Source organism: Amycolatopsis sp. NPDC049252 (genome assembly GCF_043197175.1).
Classification (GTDB): Bacteria; Actinomycetota; Actinomycetes; order Mycobacteriales; family Pseudonocardiaceae; genus Amycolatopsis.
Genome location: NZ_JBICSQ010000017.1, coordinates 1 through 21,459, shown reverse-complemented (window position 1 = coordinate 21,459; position 21,459 = coordinate 1). Strand labels below are relative to the sequence as shown.

General features: G+C 72.2%; 22 protein-coding genes and 1 pseudogene. 13 read left to right on the top strand and 10 right to left on the bottom strand.

The window, feature by feature from the left end; translation table 11 throughout:
- The first annotated feature begins 399 nt into the window (after positions 1-399).
- Together ACGFMK_RS20590 and ACGFMK_RS20585 are read left to right on the top strand one after the other, a co-directional pair.
- Entirely contained in the window at positions 400-1,089 is a 690-nt protein-coding gene (locus tag ACGFMK_RS20590; protein WP_392765308.1) for a M15 family metallopeptidase, read from the top strand.
- 82 nt (positions 1,090-1,171) lie between these two features.
- Positions 1,172-1,378 (top strand): hypothetical protein, encoded by a 207-nt coding sequence (locus ACGFMK_RS20585; protein WP_392765305.1) that lies wholly within the window; start codon positions 1,172-1,174, stop codon positions 1,376-1,378.
- A gap of 68 nt (positions 1,379-1,446) precedes the next feature.
- On the opposite strand, the gene ACGFMK_RS20580 is transcribed toward ACGFMK_RS20585, so the two are convergent.
- Positions 1,447-1,920 (bottom strand): hypothetical protein, encoded by a 474-nt coding sequence (locus ACGFMK_RS20580; protein WP_392765303.1) that lies wholly within the window; start codon positions 1,918-1,920, stop codon positions 1,447-1,449.
- Positions 1,921-2,076: 156 nt separating this feature from the next.
- A complete protein-coding gene (locus ACGFMK_RS20575) occupies positions 2,077-2,931 on the bottom strand; it encodes a LysR family transcriptional regulator (RefSeq protein WP_392765300.1) in 855 nt (284 codons plus the stop codon).
- A gap of 95 nt (positions 2,932-3,026) precedes the next feature.
- Between ACGFMK_RS20575 and ACGFMK_RS20570 the strand changes: the two genes are divergently transcribed.
- Entirely contained in the window at positions 3,027-3,908 is an 882-nt protein-coding gene (locus tag ACGFMK_RS20570; RefSeq protein WP_392765298.1) for an aldo/keto reductase family oxidoreductase, read from the top strand.
- A gap of 50 nt (positions 3,909-3,958) precedes the next feature.
- On the opposite strand, the gene ACGFMK_RS20565 is transcribed toward ACGFMK_RS20570, so the two are convergent.
- Both ACGFMK_RS20565 and ACGFMK_RS20560 read right to left on the bottom strand, forming a co-directional pair.
- Positions 3,959-4,387 carry a cupin domain-containing protein gene (locus ACGFMK_RS20565; RefSeq protein ID WP_392765295.1) on the bottom strand — a complete coding sequence of 143 codons (429 nt, stop codon included), beginning with the start codon at positions 4,385-4,387 and terminating at the stop codon, positions 3,959-3,961.
- 254 nt (positions 4,388-4,641) lie between these two features.
- Positions 4,642-5,289, bottom strand: coding sequence for a phosphate uptake regulator PhoU (locus ACGFMK_RS20560; protein WP_392765293.1), 648 nt, complete (start codon positions 5,287-5,289; stop codon positions 4,642-4,644).
- Between the two features lie 48 nt (positions 5,290-5,337).
- Between ACGFMK_RS20560 and ACGFMK_RS20555 the strand changes: the two genes are divergently transcribed.
- From ACGFMK_RS20555 to ACGFMK_RS20545, 3 genes and pseudogenes are all read left to right on the top strand, one after another.
- The gene (locus ACGFMK_RS20555; protein ID WP_392765291.1) at positions 5,338-5,817 is read left to right on the top strand and encodes a GNAT family N-acetyltransferase; all 480 of its coding nucleotides are present in this window, start codon (positions 5,338-5,340) and stop codon (positions 5,815-5,817) included.
- A gap of 70 nt (positions 5,818-5,887) precedes the next feature.
- Positions 5,888-6,151 (top strand): annotated as a pseudogene (locus ACGFMK_RS20550) (2-oxoglutarate and iron-dependent oxygenase domain-containing protein); the annotation flags it as partial.
- 181 nt (positions 6,152-6,332) lie between these two features.
- On the top strand, positions 6,333-6,803 hold the full coding sequence (locus ACGFMK_RS20545) for a 2OG-Fe(II) oxygenase family protein (protein WP_392765288.1): 471 nt from the start codon (positions 6,333-6,335) through the stop codon (positions 6,801-6,803).
- A 25-nt stretch (positions 6,804-6,828) separates the two neighbouring features.
- Here the strand turns inward: ACGFMK_RS20545 and ACGFMK_RS20540 are convergent, their stop codons facing one another.
- Positions 6,829-7,923 (bottom strand): glycoside hydrolase family 3 N-terminal domain-containing protein, encoded by a 1,095-nt coding sequence (locus ACGFMK_RS20540; protein ID WP_392765285.1) that lies wholly within the window; start codon positions 7,921-7,923, stop codon positions 6,829-6,831.
- A gap of 116 nt (positions 7,924-8,039) precedes the next feature.
- Here ACGFMK_RS20540 and ACGFMK_RS20535 point away from each other — a divergent pair, with 116 nt between their 5' ends.
- Positions 8,040-8,924, top strand: coding sequence for a phosphotransferase (locus tag ACGFMK_RS20535; RefSeq protein WP_392765283.1), 885 nt, complete (start codon positions 8,040-8,042; stop codon positions 8,922-8,924).
- Here the strand turns inward: ACGFMK_RS20535 and ACGFMK_RS20530 are convergent, their stop codons facing one another.
- The 5 genes from ACGFMK_RS20530 to ACGFMK_RS20510 form a co-directional block, all read right to left on the bottom strand.
- Positions 8,925-9,368 (bottom strand): hypothetical protein, encoded by a 444-nt coding sequence (locus tag ACGFMK_RS20530; RefSeq protein WP_392765281.1) that lies wholly within the window; start codon positions 9,366-9,368, stop codon positions 8,925-8,927. It abuts the gene before it with no gap.
- A 25-nt stretch (positions 9,369-9,393) separates the two neighbouring features.
- Positions 9,394-12,987 (bottom strand): discoidin domain-containing protein, encoded by a 3,594-nt coding sequence (locus ACGFMK_RS20525; protein WP_392765278.1) that lies wholly within the window; start codon positions 12,985-12,987, stop codon positions 9,394-9,396.
- On the bottom strand, positions 12,984-14,102 hold the full coding sequence (locus ACGFMK_RS20520) for a hypothetical protein (protein WP_392765276.1): 1,119 nt from the start codon (positions 14,100-14,102) through the stop codon (positions 12,984-12,986). Before ACGFMK_RS20520 ends, ACGFMK_RS20525 begins: the two co-directional genes overlap by 4 nt.
- Before the next feature lie 369 nt (positions 14,103-14,471).
- On the bottom strand, positions 14,472-15,545 hold the full coding sequence (locus ACGFMK_RS20515) for a LacI family DNA-binding transcriptional regulator (RefSeq protein ID WP_392765274.1): 1,074 nt from the start codon (positions 15,543-15,545) through the stop codon (positions 14,472-14,474).
- Positions 15,546-15,609: 64 nt separating this feature from the next.
- A complete protein-coding gene (locus ACGFMK_RS20510; protein WP_392765272.1) occupies positions 15,610-15,777 on the bottom strand; it encodes a hypothetical protein in 168 nt (55 codons plus the stop codon).
- 133 nt (positions 15,778-15,910) lie between these two features.
- Here ACGFMK_RS20510 and ACGFMK_RS20505 point away from each other — a divergent pair, with 133 nt between their 5' ends.
- From ACGFMK_RS20505 to ACGFMK_RS20480, 6 genes are all read left to right on the top strand, one after another.
- Positions 15,911-16,858 carry an NAD(+)/NADH kinase gene (locus tag ACGFMK_RS20505; protein WP_392765270.1) on the top strand — a complete coding sequence of 316 codons (948 nt, stop codon included), beginning with the start codon at positions 15,911-15,913 and terminating at the stop codon, positions 16,856-16,858.
- Positions 16,859-17,154: 296 nt separating this feature from the next.
- Positions 17,155-18,480: a sensor histidine kinase gene (locus ACGFMK_RS20500; RefSeq protein WP_392765267.1), complete on the top strand. Its 1,326-nt coding sequence runs from the start codon at positions 17,155-17,157 to the stop codon at positions 18,478-18,480.
- A 75-nt stretch (positions 18,481-18,555) separates the two neighbouring features.
- Entirely contained in the window at positions 18,556-18,975 is a 420-nt protein-coding gene (locus tag ACGFMK_RS20495) for a roadblock/LC7 domain-containing protein (protein WP_392765264.1), read from the top strand.
- Positions 18,972-19,331 carry a DUF742 domain-containing protein gene (locus ACGFMK_RS20490; RefSeq protein ID WP_392765262.1) on the top strand — a complete coding sequence of 120 codons (360 nt, stop codon included), beginning with the start codon at positions 18,972-18,974 and terminating at the stop codon, positions 19,329-19,331. Before ACGFMK_RS20495 ends, ACGFMK_RS20490 begins: the two co-directional genes overlap by 4 nt.
- Positions 19,312-19,920: an ATP/GTP-binding protein gene (locus ACGFMK_RS20485; RefSeq protein ID WP_392765259.1), complete on the top strand. Its 609-nt coding sequence runs from the start codon at positions 19,312-19,314 to the stop codon at positions 19,918-19,920. The genes ACGFMK_RS20490 and ACGFMK_RS20485 overlap by 20 nt, the downstream gene beginning before the upstream one ends.
- Positions 19,917-21,176, top strand: a complete 1,260-nt coding sequence (locus tag ACGFMK_RS20480) for a cytochrome P450 (protein ID WP_392765256.1) — start codon at positions 19,917-19,919, stop codon at positions 21,174-21,176. Before ACGFMK_RS20485 ends, ACGFMK_RS20480 begins: the two co-directional genes overlap by 4 nt.
- Positions 21,177-21,459: the final 283 nt, after the last annotated feature.

The following is a 21,459-nucleotide window of genomic DNA, read 5'->3' as shown; positions in this document are numbered from 1 at the left end:
GCCCTGCGTCGAAGAGGTTGCGCGCCCGGGCTGTGATCCCGACGTTTCGGCCGGGCGTGAAACCTTCCCGGTCCGGTTGACGGCGTTCGCCCGCCGCTGGCACCTTTCGCTTCATCGAGAGCGCTTTCACCCGGCTCTCGGTGCAGGGGCGTGCTTACTGGGGAAAACGGGGGTCGGCATGGTGCGCAAAAACAGGCCAACTACGACCGCCATCTGACGCCAGACTGTCCACTTCGGACGTAAGCCTCCTGCGGATCCAAGGTCGGAAACCCCTCCGGGCAAACGATTCCGGCGTCGCCTGGCGTTCGGCCACGGCATTCACTTCCGGCTCGGCGCGTGTTCGCGCCGAGCTCGCCGGTGCGCCGAAAACGCCACCCAAACGATGGGAGAAACATCGTCATGAATCCGAGAACCAAAGTCTTCGCCGTCCTCACGTTGGTGCTGTCCGTGGTCTTCGCCGGGGCCATGCCGGCGTCGGCCACCACGGCCCCGCCCGTGGAAATCAGCGCGCCGGCGGCCAACGGCCTGCCGCCCTACCTCGCCGTCATCAAGCCGGTCACCGCGGAGCGGCTCGCGTCCAGCTGGCACGAGGGGTGCCCGGTCGGGCCGGACCAGCTGCGGCTGGTGAGCTTGAACTTCTACGGTTTCGACGGTGCGGTGCACCGGGGTGAGCTGGTCGTCAACGCCGATCGCGCCGTCGAGGTCGCGCGCACGTTCGCCGACCTGTACTTCGGGCGCTTCCCCATCGAGCGGATGGAGACCGTGGAGAAGTACAACTCCGACGACGACGCGTCGATGGCGGCGAACAACACGTCGGCGTTCAACTGCCGGGCGATCACCGGCGGTACCGCCTGGTCGAACCACTCCTACGGGCGTGCCATCGACATCAACACGGTGCAGAACCCGTACATCTCCGGCAGTGGCGCGGTGTACCCGCCCAACGGTGCGCCCTATGTGGACCGCACGCAGACCGTGCCGGGCATGATCCACGCGGGTGACGCCACCGAGCGGGCGTTCACCACCCGCGGCTGGACCTGGGGCGGTTCCTGGGACACCCCGATCGACTACCAGCACTTCGAGAAGCCCTGACACCAGCCGGGAAACCCGGCGCCCTCAGGGACGCGAACAGCTCGCCGGATTTCTCGTGCGAGCGTGAGAATGGGAGTGCCTGATGCGTAACAAGGGGGGTTCCGTTCCGGGTGCCTACGACATCCGCCTCACGCTCACCGCGTCCGGCGGACTCGGGTCGTGCGCCTCGGCCGGCGCCTCTCAGGGCGGCGTGTACCACCTCCCGGAGAACACGAGCATCGGCGTGACGGTCTGGCTGGGCCCGGACTACGAGCACCAGAGCACGCACTACCACCTCAACGACCACTAGGTCCTGTTCGGACGGCCCGGTCGCTCCCGACCGGGCCGTCCGCGGTGGTTGCTCGATTGAAAGCGGCTTCAGGTCCGGTACGGGCCGCTGTCGCCGAGGTCCGGGCTGACGTGCGGGTGTGGTCCGCCCTGGCCGGGAACGGGAGTGACGGCCGGCGCCTGCCGCGGCGAAGGAAGCTCGGCGTCGGCGGTTCGGTCGCGCTCGTGGAGGTGCGTTTCCACGACGTTGTCCTGGCGGCGGCGCGCCAGCACCGAAAGGGTGGCGGCGTGGGCCACGGCCACCAGGAGCAGGAACACGCCGATCCGGCCGACGAGCGCGGCCGTCGAGCCCGACCAGCCGGGTCCGATGACCGAGAGCAGGGCCAGCAAGCCCAGGGCGACGAGGTGGAAGACCGTCACCACCATCCGGGCCATCGGCCCGGATCCCTCGTCGCCGTCCGGGCCGCGCAGGTAGCGGCGGCCGCTGCGGTAGAGGACCTGGCCGTCCGCCACCACGATGATCAGCCCGATGATCAGGAACCCGGTCAGTTCGTTGTCGGTCATGGCCGCCTCCTCGTTTCGGGTGGGGTACCCGGGGACGGCGGCGTGACGGGGTGGTTCACCGCATCGAGCGAGAGGTCACGCCGTCTTGCCGGTGGCGCACTGCCGCCGCGGAGGGCGGCCTCAGCCCGAAACCACCGGAACGGGACCCGCGGTGCGTCAGAGCCGCGAGGCCGTCCGGATCAGGCCGGCCAGGGCGCGGGAGCGGCTGTGTGCCGGCCAGACGATGTGGGTGGTCACCGGGGGAGCGTCGCGTACCGGGACGGCGGCGTGCTCGTCCCACAGCCAGGTGCGGGCGGACTCGGGGAAGACCGCCATGGTGCGGCCGAGGGCGATCAGCTGGGCCAGCTGGGTCTGGTCGTTGACCTCGGGGCCCGGGCCGCGCGGGTACGTGTCGTCGCGGGGCCAGCGGGCGAGCGGGAGATCGGGGACGTCCGCGATGTCGGCCAGGGACAACGTCTTCCGCCGGGCCAGGGGGTGGCTCGAGGGCAGGATCGCCACCTGCCCCTCCGTCATCAGCTCGACGCTGTCGAACCCGGCGAGGGAGTTGAACGGCGTGTGCATGAGCGCCACGTCGGCGCGGCCGTCGCGCAGCATCCCCTCCTGCTCGCACATGCCGCTCGGCAGGACCTCGATCCCGGCGGCGCCCGGTTCGGCCGCGTAGGCGTCGAGGAGCTTGTTGAGCAGCTCGTGGAACGCGCCGGCCTTCACCGCCAGCACCACGCGGTCGCCCGGGCCGTCGGCACCGCCGGCCCGTCGGGTGCGGCGGACGGCGGCGGCGGTCGCGTCGAGCGCCGCGCGGCCCTCCCGCACCAGGACCTCGCCCGCGGCGGTCAGCGCGACGCCGCGGCGGTTGCGCTCCAGCAGGGTGACGCCGAGGCGGCGCTCGAGCTGCTGGATCGCCCGGGACAGCGGGGGCTGCGCGATACCGAGGCGGTCGGCGGCCCGGCCGAAGTGCAGCTCGTCGGCGACCGCGACGAAGTACCGCAGCTCGCGGGTTTCCACGGTGTCCATGCCGCCAGTGTAGCTCCCGGTGATACCGCGCAAGTATCACAGAGCACCCGATCGGTGTTGGCGGTCTCCTGGGGCCGCGCGTGAAGATCGACGGCATGAGCACTGACGAATTCGCCGTTCCCCTGCCCGGTGGCACCTGGTCCCTGGGCGAACTGACCGTCACCCGGTTCGGCTACGGCGCCATGCAGCTGGCCGGCCCCGGGGTCATGGGCCCGCCCGCCGACCGCGACGGCGCGCTCGCTGTCCTGCGCCGGGCCGTCGAACTCGGCATCACCCACATCGACACCTCCGGCGCCTACGGCCCGCGCGTCACCAACGAGCTGATCCGCGAGGCGTTGCACCCCTACCCCGAGGCGCTGCACATCGTGACCAAGGTCGGCGCGCGCCGCGACGAGCAGGGTGGCTGGCCCACGGCCCGGCGGCCCGCGGATCTGCGCCGCGCCGTCCAGGAGAACCTGGAAACCCTCGGCCTCGACCGGCTCGACCTGGTCAACCTCCGGCTCGGCGACGCCCGGGGGCCGCAGCCCGGGTCACTGGCCGAGGCGTTCGAGACCCTGGTGGAGCTCCAGCGGCAGGGCTTGGTCCGGCATCTCGGCGTCTCCAACGCCACGAGGGACCAGGTGGCCGAAGCCCAGGCGATCGCGCCGATCGTGTGCGTGCAGAACATGTACAACCTCGCCCACCGGCCGGACGATGAGCTGATCGACGAGCTCGCCGGCCAGGGCGTCGCCTACGTCCCGTTCTTCCCGCTCGGCGGGTTCAGCCCGCTGCAGTCCTCGGCGCTGTCGGCGGTCGCCTCGCGGCTGGCCACGACACCGATGTCGGTCGCGTTGGCCTGGCTGCTGCACCGATCGCCGAACATCCTGCTCATCCCCGGCACCTCGTCGGTGACGCACCTGACCGAGAACGTCGCGGGCGCGGCAATCCGGCTCTCCGAGGACGATCTGGCCGAGCTCGACAAGATCGAGTCACGGTAAGAAGGGTTCCCGCGCCAGGCGATCTTGTCGACGGCTTCGACCGCCACGGGTCACTCCGCGGGGACGTCCACCGGGGACCAGAGACTCGGCAGGTTGACCACGATGCCTTCCTGGCTGCTGCGCGCGATGATCACGACCGCTTCCTCGCCGGTCGGGTTCTCCTCGCGGTGCGGCACGTACGGCGGCACGAAGATGTAGTCGCCGGGGCCGGCCTCCAGGCGGATTTCCTCGTCACCGTCGGCGAAGACGAACACCGGGTGGCCGGACTTGACGTAGATGGCGGTTTCGGCCTCACCGTGGTGGTGGTCGCCGGAGTTGGTCTCCGGCGCGACGTGCGTTTCGCCCATCCAGACCTTCTGCGACCCGACGGTCTTGCCGGAGATCGCCTCCAGGCGGGTCATCCCGGTGGTCTGGTTGGTGTCGCCGGTGAGGTCCGCGCCGCGGATGTGGCGCAGCGGCTGGTGCCAGAGGTCGGTCATGGTCGTCCTTTCAGGTGGCGATTTCGGCGGCCGCGTCGGCCTCGCCGGTGATCCTCCCTGTGGGGTCCGCGGCGAGCTCCAGCCGGACCCTGATCGCGTAGTCCGCCCTGGCCGGGATGCGCATGCCCGCCATCTTCCCCGGACCGGCGCCGGTGTGCCCGCTGCGGCGCGAACCGGCTGGCGACGGGCGTCCGCAGCTCACCGCGGGCGAACACCGTGTCGACCGGCGGTTTCGACGAGGTCCAGGGCCGCGCCTACGTGCTGGACGTCCGGCCGGTTTCGGCGAATTCGAGCCGTTTGGCCACCGAGACGGCCTGGTCGGCGAAGCGCTCGTGGAAGCGGGCGAGCAGGGCGAGGTTGCTGGCCGCCTGGACCCCGTGCGCCCAGCTTTCGTTCGTGATCGCGGCCAGCGCGCGGGCGTGCAGGGCGTCGACGGCGTGGTCGGTCTCGTCGAGCTCGGCATGGCCGCCCTCGGCGTCACCGAGGATCAGCTCGCCCACCCGGTCGGCCATGCCCGCCCCGATCTCACCCAGTTCGGTGAACACGCCTTCGAGCTCGGCGGGCACGGCGTGGTCGGGGTGGGTGAAGCGGGCCGCGTCGGCGACGTGCGCGGCGAGGTCGCCCATGCGCTCGATCTTCTCCGCGCAGTAGACCGCGGCGAGGATCGTGCGCAGGTCCCCGGCGACGGGCGCCTGCAACGCGAGCAGCGACTGGGCCTGCTCTTCACACGCCTCGCGGGCCCGGTCGAGCTGGTCGTCGGCCGACAGGACCTCCTCGGCCAGCCGCAGGTCGGCGGTCAGCAGCGCCCGGTTCGCCCGCCTCATGGCCTCGGCGGCCAGACCGCACATCGCGCCCAGCTGTTCGCCGAGCCGGGCCAGGTCTCCGTGAAAGCTTTCGCGCATCGCGGCAGAATAGCGGCAGGCGGCCGGGTACGGCGGGAAGGTCCGGGCATGCGGGAACTGGTCACGCCCACCACCCGGCTGCGCGACGCCTGGCTCGAAGCGCACGAGGAGTGGGGGCCGGGAGTCCACGAGGACGGCTTCGGCCTGCGGCCCGAGGACGACGTCGGCTCGCCGGCCGGCTTCGCGGCCTGGGTCGCGCGCCTGGACGGCGACAGCGGGACGCGGTACCGGTGGATCGTCGAAGACGACGTGGTGCTGGGCGGGATCGCGCTCCGGCACGGGTCCGGCGAGCTCGTGCGGCTGGCCGGCCACATCGGCTACGGCCTGAGGCCGGCCGCGCGTGGCCGCGGGCTCGGTGCGTGGGCGCTGGGCCGGATGCTCGGCGAGGCGCGGTCGCTCGGCCTGGACCGGGTGGTGCTGGTCTGCGAGGCCGGCAACACCGCGTCGAGGAAGACGATCGAGCACCACGGCGGAGTCCTCATCGAGCGTGGCACCGTGCTGCGGTACCGCATCGACCTCGGCGCGTGAGGCAGGTCGCTGTCGGCGAAGTCCGTTGCCGGGCAAGCGTTTCCCGCGACGGAAGCGCCGGTTGTCCGCGATGTGGGAACACCCGTCCCGGCGGCTTAGGCTGCTGGACGTGACCACGCTCGAGGACTCCGGGGCGGCCACCGCCCTGCCGCTGATCGACATCTCGCCCTTCCGCGACCCCGCCGCGGACCGCGCGGAGTTCCTGGCCGGCCTGCGTCACGCCGCGCACGACGTCGGCTTCTTCCACGTCGTCGGCCACGGTGTGCCCGAGCGGCTGACCACCGGGATCTTCGACGCGGCAAAGGAGTTCTTCGCGCTGCCGGCCGGCGAACGGCTGGCGATCGAGAACGTCCACTCCCCGCAGTTCCGCGGTTACACGCGAACCGGTCACTCCGGGAGACGACCCTCGCGTGGCAGGCCGAAGCCCTGCGCGTCAGCCGCGAAGTGCTCCGCGCGCTGGCCGCGGCCCTGGGCCAGGACGAGAACCACTTCGACGCGTGGTTCGACGAAGAGGTGTGGGCCCGCACAAGGACTACGGCTACCTGGCGCTGCTGCAGCAGGACGAGATCGGCGGCCTGCAGGTCCAATCGGCCGACGGCAGCTGGATCGACGCCGCGCCGGTGCCGGGCGGTTTCGTGGTCAACGTCGGTGAAATGCTGGAGATCGCGACCCAGGGCTACCCGACCGCCACCCGTCACCGCGTGGTCAGCCCACCGGCCGGGGTGGAGCGGTTTTCGGTGCCGTTCTTCCTCGGCCCCCGCCTCGACGCGGTCGTCGAACCGCTGCGGCTGCCACCGGACCTGGCGGCGGACGCGAAGGGCGTCAGCGCGGACGCGGACAACCCGCTGCACGCCGCGTACGGCGAGAACGCGCTGGCCGGCTGGTTGCGGTCACACCCGAAGGTCGCGCAGCGCTGGTGGGGAGATGTGCTCGCTGAGCGCGAACAGTGCCTGAGCCCGAACTGCGACGTCCACGGCAAGCAGTGACGTATAACGCCCTGCACGTCGGTGGTCAGTGCAGCTGGCTCCGCAGGTCGGAAACCCGGTCGACCGCGGCGGTGAAGTCCGCGGCGGGCAGGGTGCCGTTGCCCAGTGCGGTGGCCAGGGCGTCGGCGGCGCTGTCGCCCTGGGTGACGTCGCGGGCCGAGGCCAGGAGGAGGTCACTTCCCGCGCCGGCCGCCAGCACCGCGCGGTTGCCGGTGGTCCCGTAGGCGGCCAGGGCGCGGGCCTCCAGCGCGTCGGTGATGGTGATGCCGCCGAAACCGTTGCGCTGCCGCAGTTCCTGCTGGATGACGGTGGGGGAGAGCCCGGCCGGGCGGGCGGCGTCGAGCGCCGGGTAGACGGCCCAGGACAGCATCACGAGGTTCACCCTCGCCCGGATCGCCGACGAGTACGGTCCTTCGTCCGTCGCGCGCAGCTCGGTCAGGGGCACGTTCAGCGTGACCGGCGCCGTGTCGGTGTTCGCGCCCGCCGGGGCCGAGCCCAGGCCGGGGAAGTGCTTGGCGGTCGCCGCGACGCCGGTGGCCTGCTGCGCGGTGATGTCCGCGGCGCCCAGGCGGCCGGCGACGGCCGGGTCGTTGCTGTAGGAGCGGCCGTACTGGTCGATGAAGTCGCCGGGCTGTCGGTAGACGTCGAGCACCGGCGCCAGGTTGACGTTCATCCCGGCCGCGGCGAGCGTGTAGCCCGCGCCGCGGCCGGCGGTGGTCGCGGCGGCCACCGGATCGGCCGCCTGCCCGACCTGCTTCTCCGACAGGGCGGGCTCGCCCGGCAGCCGGCGCACCTGGCCGCCTTCCTGGTCGGTCATCAGCAGCAGCGGGTACGGCACCGGGCTCTGCGCCGACGCGGCGCGCAGCTGCTGCACGACCCCGGCGATCTGCTGGCTGCTCTGGACGTTCTCGCCGAAGAAGATGACGCCGGCCGCTTCACCGGCGCGGATGCGCTGCAGGAGCGCGGCCGGCGGGGTGAGGCCGGGGTAGGAGTAGATCACCCGCTGACCGGCGAGCTGCCGGGGTGTCAGGCCGGCCTCGGGGGCGGCGGCCGCGGAACCGGCCAGCGCCGCCACGGCGACCACGGCCAGCAAAGTACTCCTGCGCGTCACACGGGTCATGGGGTGAAGCTCCCTCCAGTGGCCTTCACGGTAACTCTTTCGAGTGGCGGAGGGAAAGTTTCCGACGATGCCGACGGTGAGCGCTGCCCGCGGCCGCCTCGGTACTGTGAGGTCGCATGACCGACACGGAGATCACCGCGGATCTGGTTCGCGCCCTGCTGGAGGAGCAGCATCCGGACCTCGCGGGGCTGCCCGTCCGTGCGGTGGCGGGCGGCTGGGGCAACCAGATGTGGCGGCTCGGCGACGAGCTGTCCGTGCGGATGCAGCGGATGGACCCCACCCCGGCGCTCCAGCTCAAGGAGCGGCGATGGCTGCCCGTGCTGGCCCCGCTCCTGCCGCTGCCGGTGCCGACCCCGGTGCGGTCCGGCGCACCGTCCGAGCGGTTTCCCAAGCACTGGACCGTGATGACGTGGGTGCCCGGCGAGCCACTCGACCACGGCTCGATCCGCCGCGGCGGCCACGCGGCCGACACCCTGGCGGAGTTCCTCCGGGCGCTCCACGTGGCGGCACCCGCCGACGCGCCGGTCGCCACCGACCGCGGCGCCCATCCCCGCGACTGCACGGGCGGCTTCGAGAACTTCCTCCAGGCCGTGGCCCCCGACGACGCCGCCGAAGTACGGGCCGTCTGGGACGACGCCGTCGCGGCCCCGGCGTGGGAGGGGCCGCCGGTGTGGGTGCACGGCGACCTCCACCCCGCGAACGTCGTCGTCTCGGACGGAACGCTCTCGGGCGTCGTCGACTTCGGTGACCTGTTCGCCGGCGATCCGGCGTGGGACCTGGCCGCCGCGTGGGTGCTGCTCCCCGCGGGCACGGCGTCACGGTTCTTCGACCGGTACGCGCGTGCGGACGAGGCGGCGATCCGGCGCGCCCGCGGGCTGGCCGCGCTGAAGAGCCTGTTCCTGATGCTCATGGGGCAGAACGGGGACCGGGGTCTTCCCGGCGGAAAGCGGCACTGGGGACCGGTGGGCCGGGCGGCCCTCGACCGTGTGCTGCGGGGTTGATCAGCTCCGCGTCAGCTCGAACCCGAGCTGCCGGCCGCCGCTGCCGGACTGCTCCAGCAAAGTGAACCGGTAGGGTCCGACGACCGCCGCGTTGCCTTGGGTCAGCCGGATCTGTTTACCCGCGAAATCGACGGCGAGCGCCGGTGTTTCCCGGTCGCCCCGCAACTGCAGCAACGGCCCGCCGGCGCAGCCGACGAACAGGCCGTCCGCGGTGTGGGTGATCTGCGGCTTGTCGCCGGTGGTGGTGGCCGCGCCGGTGCCCAGGTTGAGGGTGAAGGCGCACTTGCCCGGCGTGCTCGGGGCGCTCGTGGTGACCGGTGCCGCCGACGACGTGGCCGCGGTCGTGGTCACCGCGGGCGGCGGTGACGGCGCGGCGGGTTCGCCCCCGCAGCCGCTCACCAGCACCGAAACCGACAACGCGAGCACCACGGGGTTTCTGCGCACGCGGCACCGTACCGCGGTTCGAGCCTCAGCTGGTGCGGCGCGGCACGTTCAGCCCCTCCACCACGAACCGCGGGCGGCCCGACGGGAGGGCGCGGGACGGCCACGACACCGTCACCGTGGCCGTCTCGCCGGGGAGCAGCCACAGGTAGTTTTCGCTGCAGCGCAACGGAAGGACGCGCTCGTCGGTGCGGGCGTCGCGAGCCGAAACGCGGGCGCCCGCGGTGACGACCCGGCCGGTGTTGCGCAGGGTCACCACGGCTTCGCCGCGGTCGCCGTCGCGGCGGACCGGGCCGGCGTGCACGGTGACGTCGGCCGGGGTGCGAGTCAGCTCTCGCGCGTCCGCCGGGGTGCGGTAGCGCCAATAGACGTTGCGGGACAGCTCGGCGCCGTCCGGTCCGACGAGGCGCAGGCGCAGCAGGTGCAGGGCGGGCAGCGCGGCGGTGAACGGCACGGTGAAGGCCGCCGTGACCGAGGACGCGGGCACCGAAACCGGCGCGGTCACCGGCGTGCCGAGGGAGCGTCCGCGCAGGTCGACCAGCTCGGCGTGCACCGTGGCGCCGTCGAGGTTCCGCGCGGTCTGGTTGACCGCGTGCACCTGCCAGTCCGACAGCCGCGCCTGCACGTGGAGCGGTTCGCAGCCCTTGCGGGCGCCGTGGAAGCTGCCGTTCGTGTCGAGGTCGTAGTCGTAGGTCTGCCAGACCGTGCTGTGGTGCGCCGGGTGCGACATCCACAGCAGCACGCCCGACGCGTCGTCCCACAACGCCGCGTTGTAGGCCTCGAAGATCGCCCGCATGCTCTCGTAGTTGACGAGCTGGGCCTTCGCGCAGAAGTCGTCGAGCGAGGTCCCCGGCCCGAACCGGTCCTCGATCGCGCCGCGGTAGGTGTCCGGGTTCTGGCCGCCGCGGGTGCACCAGTCGTGGTGGAACCAGACGTCGCCGATCGGCCACGACGGCTGGTCCGCGGCGAGGCGCCGCATGCTCTCCGCGACCGGCACGGTCGGCAGGCCGATCTCGCTGTGGAAGCCGTAGCTGCCGATGGAGTAGGTGTCACCGTCGAAGTAGCGCGCGGGGTCGATCCACGAGTACGGCCCGTGCCCGGTGACGACCCCGCCCGCCGAGTTGCCCTGGTACCACAGCTCCGGCTGCCGCACCGCGAGCATCTTCCGCAGCCCGGTGTCCATCGCGGCGGGCGGGTCGCTCTCGTTGGTGGCGCACCAGACCACAATGGACGGATGGTGCCGGTAGCGCACCACGGTGTCCGTCGCGATGGCGAGGAAGACGTCGTCGTCCGGCGGGAAGATCGCGTCACCGGCCCAGAAGTCGTTCCACACCAGGATGCCGTTCTCGTCGCAGGCGGCGAAGAACTCCTCGCGGTTGCTGGACCCGACCCAGTTGCGGATCATCGTGAAGTTCATGTCGCGGTGCAGCGCGACGGCGTCGGCCATCCGGTGGGGGAGCACCCGGCGCAGCAGCTCGTCGAAGCCCCAGTTGCCGCCCTTGGCCAGCACGCGCACGCCGTTGACGCTGATCTGCAGCGGGGTGCCGGAGTTGCTGACCCTCTTGACGTCCGTCCAGGTCGCGCCGTCGTCTGAGACCTGCACGGTGAACGTCAGCGCGTACGCGGTCTCCCAGGTCAGCACCACGTGGTCGAACGCCACCGCGGCGCCCAGGTCCACCTGGATCCACTGGTCGTCGGAGTAGCCCGACGACCAGCGCGTGTCGTCGCGCCCGTCCACGGCGTTGGGGGCGCGGTCGTTCCCGTTGTCCTCCGACGACGCGGTCGCGGTCCGGCCCCGCGCCAGGTCCGGCCCGGAACCGTCCACAACGGACAGCGTCCACAGGGAAATGCCGTAACCGGTGGCGCGTTTCCCGCCCTGGATCCGCAGGTACCGCGCGGTCGTCCGGTCGAACTCCACCGTCTGGGGCGGGGAGTGGCCGGTGGCCGGGTCGATCACGATCGGCTGGGTCGCGGTGTAGCCGAACTGCCGCAGTCCCACTGGGACGGTCCGGCGGTCGCTGACCTGGCTGCCGACGCTCACCGTGGTGGTCAGCGCGTGCAGCTTCGGGTCGCCGTACCCGTTGGGCCACCACAGTTCCGGCCGCCGCAGCCGCAACGCCGGATCGGTCGCCGGGCTGAAGGTGACGTCGAGCGACGCGCCCGCCGCGAGGTTCACGCGGCGGCTCACCCGGGCGCCCGCCAGCTCGGCGGCGACGGTCACGGTCCGGGCCGTCGTCGAGGCGTTGCGCACGGGCACGACCAGCGTCACCTCGGCGACCGACGTGTCCGGCAGGTTCGGCAGCCGGGTGTCGACGCGCGGTTCGCCGAGCACGGCGTCGCCGGTCGGGCGCAGCCGGACGTGGTTCCAGATGCCCGCGCCGCGGTCGCGGACGCCGGGCATCCAGTCCCAGCCGCTGATCGAGATGTAGCCGGGCAGGTCCTGCTGCTCGGCGTTGGAGTTGAGCGTCGAGACGCCGTCCGGGCCCTTGTCGCCGGGGTTGCCCGGGTGCGGCATCGGGTCGATCCGCACGGCCAGCGCGTGCGCGTCCGTCCCGCGCAACGCCGTGGTGACGTCGAAGGCGGCCCGCGCCACGGGGTGGGTGAGCGAGCCGACGGCGGTCCCGTCGACCCAGACCTCGGCGTGGTGGTCGATCCCGTCGAACTCCAGCCAGACGCGGCGGCCGGCGTCGAACCCGCGGGGCAGGGTGAACTCGCGGCGGTACCACCAGCTGTGCCGCGAAAGCGCTTCCGGCGCGCGCATGTTGCCGAACCCGGACGTCGGCTCCGGCAGCTTGCCCTGCTCCACCAGCGACGTGTGCACGGTGCCGGGCACGGTCGCCGGCAGCCAAGTCGACGTGTCGACACCGGCGCGGGCGAGCGCGGCGCCGTCGGCGGACGGGAGCCGCGAGTCCATGGTCAGCGTCCAGCCCGACTCGAGCGCGACCGTGCCGTCCGCGGCCGTTTCCAGCGCGGGCGGCCGGGTGGTGTGCCGGCCCCAGTCGGTCCAGCCGGTGGCGTCCGGCCGCGGGTGGCCGGACCGGCCGTACACCTCGAAGGCGTTGACGCCCAAGGGGTTCGCGTTCGCCTGCTGCTTCGCGGTGAGCCGCACCCAGCGGGCCGTGACCGGCGTCGTCAGGGTGACTTCGACGCGCCCGCCGGGGGAGTCGGTGGCGTCGTGAACGGTCTGCCAGGTGCGGCCGTCGGCCGAGACGTCGAGGGTGAACGCGACCGGGCAGCTGGACAGCACTTCCCAGCCGGTGGTGTTGAGGAACGGGTTGATCCCCGGCGCCGGGGTGAACACCGGGTCCGCGGCGGTCGCCTCGAACACCAGCGCCACCGACTCGATCCGGCACGTGGCCTGCAGGTCCACGGCGATCCACTGGGGATCACCCGCCCCCGCCCGCCAGCCCGAGCCCTTCACGCCGGTCTCGGCGAGGCTGTCCACGGCGAACCAGGCGGGTGTCGGCGCGTACGCGGTGGAGGACACCGTCACCGGCCGGTAGCGGGCCAGGTCGGTCGCCTGCTGGGCCTCGGCCGCGGCGGGGAGCGCGGCCGGCACCCCGAGCGCGGCGAGCAGCACGGCGTTGGACCGCAGGAACGTACGACGGGACAAACCGCTCACGGACGGGGCTCCTGACGGGAGAGCTCGAGATCGACGAACCGGGGGCGGTTGTTGTCGATGTTCGCGTAGAGGTCGGCGAGCTTCTCGCTGTTGGTGTTGTAGGAGATGACGAGCTCGCCGGGCTTGCTGATCTCGGGGTGCGCGGCGACGTTGTAGGTGTAGCGCCCGTTCCCGGCCTCGGGCGCGGTGTAGATCGTCTCACCGCCGGTGAACGGCCCGACCGGGCTGGTCGCGTGGTAGGCGTGGATGGTGCTCTCCAGACCTGAGCCGAACGTCGTGAGCAGGTACTCGCCGCCCACCGGCGTGACGCCGAAGGAGCTGCCGACGTTGCCGAGCAGCCGCGCCGACGCCGCCGGGCCGGCCGACCAGCCGTCCGCCGTCCGGAACTGCCACGGCCCGTCGAGCCGGCCGATCGGGGCGCGCGCGACGTGCAGGTACTTCGTGAAGCCTTCGCCCTCGACGCCGTAGATGTAGGTCCACGCGCCGTCGCGCATCAGCTCGGTGCCCCACTGGACGTTGCCGGCCGAAGCCACGTCGGTGAGCTTCTCCAGCCGGAACGTGTCCGGGTCGAGTGTCGCGAGCTTCGTCTTGGTCCAGGCGAAGTTGAACGGCGGCGGGTCGTCGGTCGGCGCCTGCTCGAACTCGATGACCCGCAGCTTCCCGCCGTCGACGATGCCGTCGCCGTTCCAGTACCAGTAGTCGTTCGGCTCGCCGGGGCTGTTCGGCGTCGGGCCGACGAGGGACTGCGGGTGTCCCGGCGGGCCGGGCGCGATCGTGGTGAGGATGCGCTTCGCGTCCGGTGTGGACAGTACGGCCGAGTTGTGCGTGAACGGCGCGGACTCCGGCAGGCTGTCGTCGGCGCGCACGGGCCCGAAGAAGGTGTCGTTGTACAGCCAGACATCCAGGCCGGACGGCAGCCGTGTCGAGTAGGTACCGTCGGCCGCGGCCCAGCCGACACCGGGGCGGCGGCCGAAGTCCTGCCAGCGCTGGGTGAGCGCGGTGTCGGCGGTGGCGCCGACGATCCGGAGTGGACGGTCGGCCGCGGCGGCGGGCCCGGCGATGGCGAGGGAGGCGGTGACGGCGGCGGAGAAGGCCAGGGTGCGGCGGAACTTCATGAGTCGCTCCTTACGGGTCGGCGGTGACCGAGCAGTTCGACTTCGGCGAAGGACGTCCGGAACGACGACGGTTTCGCTGTGGCTGTCGTCGTGGCGACAACGGCGGCGAACGGGACCAGGCGACGGCGGAAGACGGCCACGGAGGGCTCCCTCGAAGAGCGTGCGGGTCGGGCTCCGACGCTCGTCTCGTGCGGATTGACAACGTTGGCAACGTGGCCCAGTCTCGGACGCCGTTGTCAGCGTTGTCAATGGCCAGAACTGGACAGAACCGCTGCCCAACGGGGGTTCCCTTGCGCCCCGACGTGGTCTTCGGTGCTCCATCCCTGCCCCGCTGGCACCCTCGACCAAGGCCGCCTGGGGGGCGTTCGCTCAGTGCCCGGTGGAGCGCAGCGCGATCCCGAGACCCTCGCTGGAACCACGCGGCACCAGCGTCGTCGGCAGGACCACCCGCCGAGGCCGGGAACGGTCACCGTCGAGGCGGGCGAACAGCAGCTCGGCCGCCTGTTTTCCCAGCTCGCGGGGGTCCTGCGCCACCACCGTCACGCCCAGCACCTGGGCCAGCTCCGAGTCGTCGAACACGACCAGTGCCGTCCGTGGCGCGCCGGACTCGGCGATCGCCCGAGCGACGCCGCCGACCAGCCGCGGGTTGTCGGCGAACAGCGCCGTCGGGGCTTCGGCCGCGGCCAGCAGCTCGGCGGCGGCTCGGTGGGCCGCGGTGGCGTCGACCGCGTCCGTGCGGACCGCTTGCGGTTCGAGGCCCGCCTCGGCCAGCGCCGCCCGGAAGCCGCGCAGCCGCTCCCGCGCCGTGTGGATCACGGGGGAGTGGCCGACGTAGGCGATCGCCCGGTGGCCCTGCCCGAGCAGGTGCGTCGCGGCCTGCCCGGCACCCTCGGCGTGCGCGGCCAGCACGCAGTCCACCGGCAGCCGCCGCGGCGGACGGTCGGCGAACACCATGCGCGTCCCGACGTCCAATTCCGGGCGCAGGTGGTCGTGGTGGCGGTCGGCCGACACCACGATCAGGCCGTCGAGGCGGCGCTCGACGAACGTGCCGAGCAGCCCGCGTTCGCGCGCGGGGTCCTCGTCGGAGCCGGCGACGAGGGTAGTGAACGACCGCGCCGTGGCGACCTGTTCGATCGCGCTGAGCATCCCGGCGTAGAACGGGTCGGCCAGGTCCGCGGCGAGCACGCCGATGCCGCCGGCGGGCCGGTCGGTCCGCCGCAGCCCGACGGCGTTGCTGTTGGGCCGGAAGCCGAGCCTGCGGATCTCGGCCTGGACGCGGCCGCGCACGTCGTCGCTGATGAACGGGTAGTTGTGCACGACCCGCGACACCGTCTTGACGCTCACGGACGCGGCCGACGCGACGTCGCGCATGGTGGGCCGCCCGGTGGGCGCCGGGCCACGCCGGCCGGTCGCCGGCCGCTCGGCATCCGAGGCTCGGGTCACGGCCGGACCCTACCTCAGGCCCGGAACCTTGCCGGGCAACAGGATTCACCCGGCCGCGCGCCCGCTACGTCACGCGCAAGGCGTCGATCATGCCGACGGACGTGCTGCGGTTGACGATCCGGATGGTGTGCTGACCCGAGGCCAGGCCGCTCTTCTGCCAGACCACCTGCTGGACCTGCCAGGCGCCGTCGGCGTACGTGGCGCCCGAGGTGGTCGGGCGGTGGCGCCCCATTGGCTGCGCAGGCCGACGTACTTCGTCTCGTTCGCTTCGCGCTCGGAGCTGACGAGGAAGCCGTTCTTCGCCAGCAGCGTGAACTTGCCGACGAACGACGAGTTCGCGGGCGCCGGGCGGCCAGAATGGGATCATGGCGAGTTCCGAGATCACCCGTGTCGGCGTAGTGGCCCACCCGCGGAAGCCGGTGCGCGAGTCGGTCGACGTGCTGGTCTCCTTCGCGCAGCGGCGCGGCGTCGAGCTGCTGGTGCGGGACGCCGATGCCGCGCAGGTCGGACCCGGGGTGGCGGTGGTGTCCGACGCCGGGTTCGCGGCCGGGGTGGACGCCGTCGTCAGTCTCGGCGGGGACGGGACGATGCTGGGCGCGATGCGGCTGGCCGTCGACCGGCCGGTGCCGGTGCTCGGGGTGAACTACGGCAACGTCGGGTTCCTGGTCGAGATCGCGCCGCCCGAGCTCGCCGCCGCGCTCGAGCGGGTGCACGCCGGGGACTTCGAAATCGAACCGCACAGCTGCATCGCGCTGGAAGAGGGCGACGCGGCGGCGGTCGCGTTCAACGACGTCGTCGTCGGCGGGGCCGAGCCCGGTGCGACGGTGGAGGTCGACCTGCTGGTCGACGGCGCGCAGTTCGGGTACTACCGCTGTGACGCGCTGATCCTGAGCACCCCGACCGGCTCCACCGCCTACAACTACGCGGCCGGCGGGCCGGTGATCTCCCCGGCGGCGGAGGTGCTCGCGGTGACGCCGGTCGCGTCGATGTCGGGCGTCAGCCGCTCGATCGTGCTGCCCGCCCGCGACGTCGTCACGTTGCGTGGCGCGGCCCGCAGCGCCCCGCCGGTGCTGCGCGTCGACGGGAACGCCTGGCGGCCCCTGGATCCCGCCACCCCGCTGACGGCGACGCTGCGCCCGGACGCGGCCCAGGTCGTGCGCCTGGATCCCGGCCGGCACGCCCGGCGCAGCCGGGTCAAGCTCAGCCTGCTCGACCTGCCGCTGCGGCCGGAGCAGATGGCCGAGCTCCTCCCGGCGGACATGCGTGAGGATCTGGCCCGTCTGCGCGAACGCCGTCGGCTCCCGGAGAGCTGAACCGGGCACCGCGGAATGCGGTAACCCGGGTATTCGAATCCGCGCAAGGGGATATCCGCCCGGTCGTCGAAGACGTCGATGCGGATCGCGGCCGAACGGGCTCGGGAACGAAGTGAAACCTGTTCGTGATCTCGGTCGGCAAACCGAGTAGTGTTCGGGCACCAATCGGACTCGAGGAAGTGGAGCGGATGTCGGAACGACCGCCCGCACAGCATCGGGAAGAACGCCAGTCAGTCGGCCGGGCCGTAATCGGGGTACTGGTCACCGCTGTCGTCACCGCCGCGATCTGGACTTGGGTGTCCTTGTCGGTTTCCGGTGGTCAGGGGATTTTCGTCGCGATCGCGGGCGGGTTCACCGGGATCGTCGCGTGTGTCGCCGTGTTCTTCGCGCTGCGCCGCACCGACCAGGTCGCGCACGCGGCCGAGGAGACGCAGGCCGCGCTCGACGAAGCCAGGCAGGCACGGGAATTCGTCCGGTTCAGCGATGGTGAACTGGCCCGGCTGATCGAGCAGACGGTGCCCGACGCGGTCCGGCGGCTGCGCGGTGGCGCGCCCGCGGACAGCGTGCTCGCCGAGGTCCCGCGCCCCGCGGACGAGCTCCACCAGCGCGTTTTGCGGCTCCTGGTCGAAGAAATCGCCGTCGGGGAACGCCGCCGCGCCGCCGCGACGGCCGCCTGCGCGAACGCCGCGGGCCGGCTGCAGGCGCTGGCGACCAGCACGCTGGGGGACCTGCGCGAAATGGAGAACCGGTCGTCCGACGCGATGCTCGGGGACCTGCTGAAGGTGGACCACAGCACCGCGCAGGCGGGACGGCTGGCCGACAGCATCGCGGTGCTCACCGGCGCGCGATCGGGACGCCGCTGGACGAAACCGATCCGGATGGAGAGCATTCTGCGCGGTGCACTCGGCCGGATCGGCGCATATCAGCGGGTCAGGGTGCATTCCGCGAGCGGGGTGGCCGTTGTCGGTTATGCCGCGGAAGACGTCATGCACGCGCTCGCCGAACTGATGGACAACGCCACGAAGTTCTCGGCGCCGTCGGAAGAAGTGCACGTTTATGTCGAGGATCTGCACAATGGGGCAGTCATCACGATCGAGGACGGTGGCCTCGGGATGAAGGCGCAGGCCCTCGTCCGGGCCGAGCGGGCCGTGTCGCTCGAGCAGCCGCTCGACCTGACCTCGATGTCGGGGACCCGGCTCGGGCTCGCGGTCGTGGGCAGCCTGGCGCGCAAGCACCAGCTGCACGTCTTCTTCCGGCCGTCCTCGCGCGGCGGGATCGGCGTGGTCATGCGCATCCCGACGCAGCTGATCACGCAGCCCCGGCCGGAGGCACTGCCGCAGATCGAGGAGCCCGCCGCCGCGGCCGCCGCCGTCGCGTGGCCGGGGCCCGACACGAGCCACGAGATCGCCGGCGACCTGACCGAGCCGTCCGAACTGCCGAAACGCTCGCGCGGGCAGACGCTGACCGCCGCGTCGCGCCGGCCGCCGTCGCCCACGCCGAGCCCCGCCCGGGCCGAGCGTGACTCCGGTTCCCGGTTCGGCGCCTTCCAGCAACGGCGCAGCGGCGGGGCCACCCCGTCCCGCCACGCCGCTTCGCCGGCGGAGACCGGCGAAGACGCGTGACCCGTCGCCCCGCTCGTCCATCCGCACCCCGCCAGATAGGAGCGAGGGGACCCGCCAGCCCGGTCCCCGGATTCGATGACTGATTCGGACAAGAGCCTCGAATGGCTCCTCGAAAACCTCGTCGCCAACACGGCCGGCGCCTGTCACGCCCTCGTGTTGTCCCGTGACGGCCTGAAGCTCTGCCACACCCAGGGGCTCACCGTCGACCGCGCCGACCAGCTGGCCGCGATCGCCGCCGGCGTCCAGGCCCTGGCGCACGGCGCGTCGGTCGAGTTCGGTGACGGCACCGGCGGCGTGCGCAACTCGATGACCGAGTTCCACGGCGGGATCCTGTTCATCGTGGAGGCCGGTGTCGGGTCGCACCTGGCGGTGATCGCCACCGAGGACGCCGACGTCGGCCTGATCGGGCACAACATGGACGAGCTGGTGGAGCAGATCGGCTCGATCTTCACCGCCCCGCCGCGCTTCACGGCGGCCGACCACCCGGCTTCGTGACGCGCTCGGCGCTCGACGGGGAGGACCCGGACCGGCTCTACACGGTCACGGGCGGGCGCAGCAGTGCCGACGACATCGACCTCGATCTCGTGACGCTGATCGTCAGCGAGTCGAAGCCGTCGGCGGGCATGCAGTCCGAGCACGTCCGGATTCTCGAAATCGCCGCGCGGCCGACGTCCGTCGTAGAGCTGTCGTCGTATCTGGCCCTGCCGGTGAGCGTGACCAAGATTCTGCTCGCGGACCTGCTGGACACGGGCAAGGTGTCCGCCCGACATCCGTCGTCGGCCCAGGCCGCGGGACGGACCTCCGACTCGGAATTCCTCAAGAAGGTGCTCGTTGGACTCCGCAATCTCTGAAACAGACGAACGGCTCCCTCTCGCCGACACCGCGACCGACGGCCTGAAGATCGTCATCGTGGGCGGCTTCGGCGTCGGGAAGACGACCATGGTCCGGTCGGTCAGCGAGATCCGGCCGCTCAGCACCGAAGAAACCATGACCCAGGCCGGGGTCGGCGTCGACAGCACCCGGGGGGTGCAGGCCAAGACGACCACCACGGTGGCCTTCGACTTCGGCCGGATCAGCCTCGACGAACAGCTGATCCTCTACCTGTTCGGCGCGCCCGGCCAGGAACGGTTCTGGTTCCTCTGGGACAGCCTCTTCGCCGGCACCCTCGGCGCCGTCGTCCTGGTGGACGCCCGGCGGCTGGCCGACTCCTGGTACGCGATCGACCGGCTCGAGCACCACGGGACGCCGTTCATCGTGGCGCGCAACAACTTCGGCCCGCCGAAACACAGCCTCGACGACATCCGCGCCGCGCTCGACCTGTCCGACGAGGTGCCGCTCGTCGACTGCGACGCCCGCGAGCGGGACTCGGCCAAGCAGGTGCTGATCTCGCTCGTCGACCACCTCTACACCCTGTCCACAGTCCGGGAGGGCGCATCGTGACCGGTTTCCAGACCAGCACCCCGGCGGAGACGATCCCCGCCGCGGACCGGGTCCGGTTGTACGGACCCGAGTTCCAGAAGGATCCCGCCGCGCTGTACGCCCGGATCCGGCGGCAGTACGGCGGTGTCGTCCCCGTCCTGCTCGACGGCGACATCCCCGCCTGGCTGCTGACCGGCTACCGCGAGATCCACCAGGTCTGCCAGGACTCGCAGCTGTTCGCCCGCGACACCCGCCGCTGGAACCAGTGGGGCAACGTCCCCGAAGACTGGCCCCTGCTGCCCTACGTCATGCACAACCCGTCGGTGATGTTCACCGAGGCCGCCGAACACCGGCGGCGGGCCGGCGCGATCGGCGACGCGCTCTCCTCGGTCGACCAGTTCGACCTCGGCGCGCACTGCGAACGCATCGCGGACCGGCTGGTCGACGAGTTCGCGGGCTCCGGCGAAGCCGACCTGATCGCGCAGTTCTCCCAGCAGGCGCCGCTGCTCGCGCTCGCGAAGATGTACGGCATGCCCGACTCGGAGGCGCCCGCGCTGGTGCGGGACGTCGCGTTGTCCCTGGACGTCGGCCCCGAAGCGCTGCCGGCCTACGTCCGGGTGCAGGAGGCCATGGCACGCCTGGTGGCGACCAAGCGCGAGCAGCCGGGCGCCGACGTGCCCACGGCGATGATGCAGCACCCGGCGAACCTCACCGACGACGAGGTCGTCCAGGACCTGCTCGTGGTGACCGCCGCGGCCCAGCAGCCGACGGCGAACTGGATCGGCAACACCATCCGCCTGATGCTGACCGACAGCCGGTTCGCGATGACGCTGTCGGGCGGCCGGGGGAGTGTCGGCCAGGCCCTCAACGAGGTGCTGTGGCACGACACACCCACCCAGAACTTCATCGGCCGCTTCGCGACGCGCGACACCGTGCTCAGCGGCGTCCGCGTCCGGCAGGGTGATCTGGTGGTTCTGGGGCTGGCGGCGGGCAACGCCGACCCGCACGCCCGTCCGGACGCGGCGGCCGGTGCCCTGGGCAACCACGCGCACATGTCCTTCGGCCACGGCGAGCACGGCTGCCCGTACCCGGCGCCGGAGGTGGCCGAGGTCATCGCCCGCACCACCGTCGAGGTCCTGCTGGACCGGCTCCCGGACCTGGAACTGGCCGTCCCGGCCGAAAACCTGGTGTGGCGGCCGTCGGTGTGGATGCGCGGGCTGGAGAGCCTGCCGGTGGTCTTCACCCCGGTCCACGTCGCCGGCCCGGCGACGTGGTGACCACCCCCGCCGCCCCCGCATTTTCGTGAAGGCCACATTGAGGGACTCTGAGTCCCTCAAGGTGGCTCGGAGTCATGGGGTCGTTGCAACACCACCTCGATGAAAGGTGGAATTGCAGATGGTGCGAGAGCATCGCTGGCTACCACGAACAGCCCAGCTGGACTTCTGGGACCAGATCCGGAACGGAGTCGGGGGGGGGGGGGGGGGGGGGGGGGGGGGGGGGGGGGGGCCCCCCCCCCGGCGGGCGGGGCGCCCCCCCCCCCCCGGGGGGGGGGGGCCAGCG

What these genes read in the sequence shown, in the direction of transcription:
- ACGFMK_RS20580 (WP_392765303.1), bottom strand. Translation starts at nt 1,920, where the DNA reads ATGACCGACAACGAACTGACCGGGTTCCTGATCATCGGGCTGATCATC.
- ACGFMK_RS20585 (WP_392765305.1), top strand. Translation starts at nt 1,172, where the DNA reads ATGCGTAACAAGGGGGGTTCCGTTCCGGGTGCCTACGACATCCGCCTC.
- ACGFMK_RS20535 (WP_392765283.1), top strand. Translation starts at nt 8,040, where the DNA reads ATGACCGACACGGAGATCACCGCGGATCTGGTTCGCGCCCTGCTGGAG.
- ACGFMK_RS20565 (WP_392765295.1), bottom strand. Translation starts at nt 4,387, where the DNA reads ATGACCGACCTCTGGCACCAGCCGCTGCGCCACATCCGCGGCGCGGAC.
- ACGFMK_RS20505 (WP_392765270.1), top strand. Translation starts at nt 15,911, where the DNA reads ATGGCGAGTTCCGAGATCACCCGTGTCGGCGTAGTGGCCCACCCGCGG.
- ACGFMK_RS20555 (WP_392765291.1), top strand. Translation starts at nt 5,338, where the DNA reads ATGCGGGAACTGGTCACGCCCACCACCCGGCTGCGCGACGCCTGGCTC.
- ACGFMK_RS20590 (WP_392765308.1), top strand. Translation starts at nt 400, where the DNA reads ATGAATCCGAGAACCAAAGTCTTCGCCGTCCTCACGTTGGTGCTGTCC.
- ACGFMK_RS20495 (WP_392765264.1), top strand. Translation starts at nt 18,556, where the DNA reads ATGACTGATTCGGACAAGAGCCTCGAATGGCTCCTCGAAAACCTCGTC.
- ACGFMK_RS20540 (WP_392765285.1), bottom strand. Translation starts at nt 7,923, where the DNA reads ATGACCCGTGTGACGCGCAGGAGTACTTTGCTGGCCGTGGTCGCCGTG.
- ACGFMK_RS20560 (WP_392765293.1), bottom strand. Translation starts at nt 5,289, where the DNA reads ATGCGCGAAAGCTTTCACGGAGACCTGGCCCGGCTCGGCGAACAGCTG.
- ACGFMK_RS20570 (WP_392765298.1), top strand. Translation starts at nt 3,027, where the DNA reads ATGAGCACTGACGAATTCGCCGTTCCCCTGCCCGGTGGCACCTGGTCC.
- ACGFMK_RS20510 (WP_392765272.1), bottom strand. Translation starts at nt 15,777, where the DNA reads ATGGGGCGCCACCGCCCGACCACCTCGGGCGCCACGTACGCCGACGGC.
- ACGFMK_RS20520 (WP_392765276.1), bottom strand. Translation starts at nt 14,102, where the DNA reads ATGAAGTTCCGCCGCACCCTGGCCTTCTCCGCCGCCGTCACCGCCTCC.
- ACGFMK_RS20575 (WP_392765300.1), bottom strand. Translation starts at nt 2,931, where the DNA reads ATGGACACCGTGGAAACCCGCGAGCTGCGGTACTTCGTCGCGGTCGCC.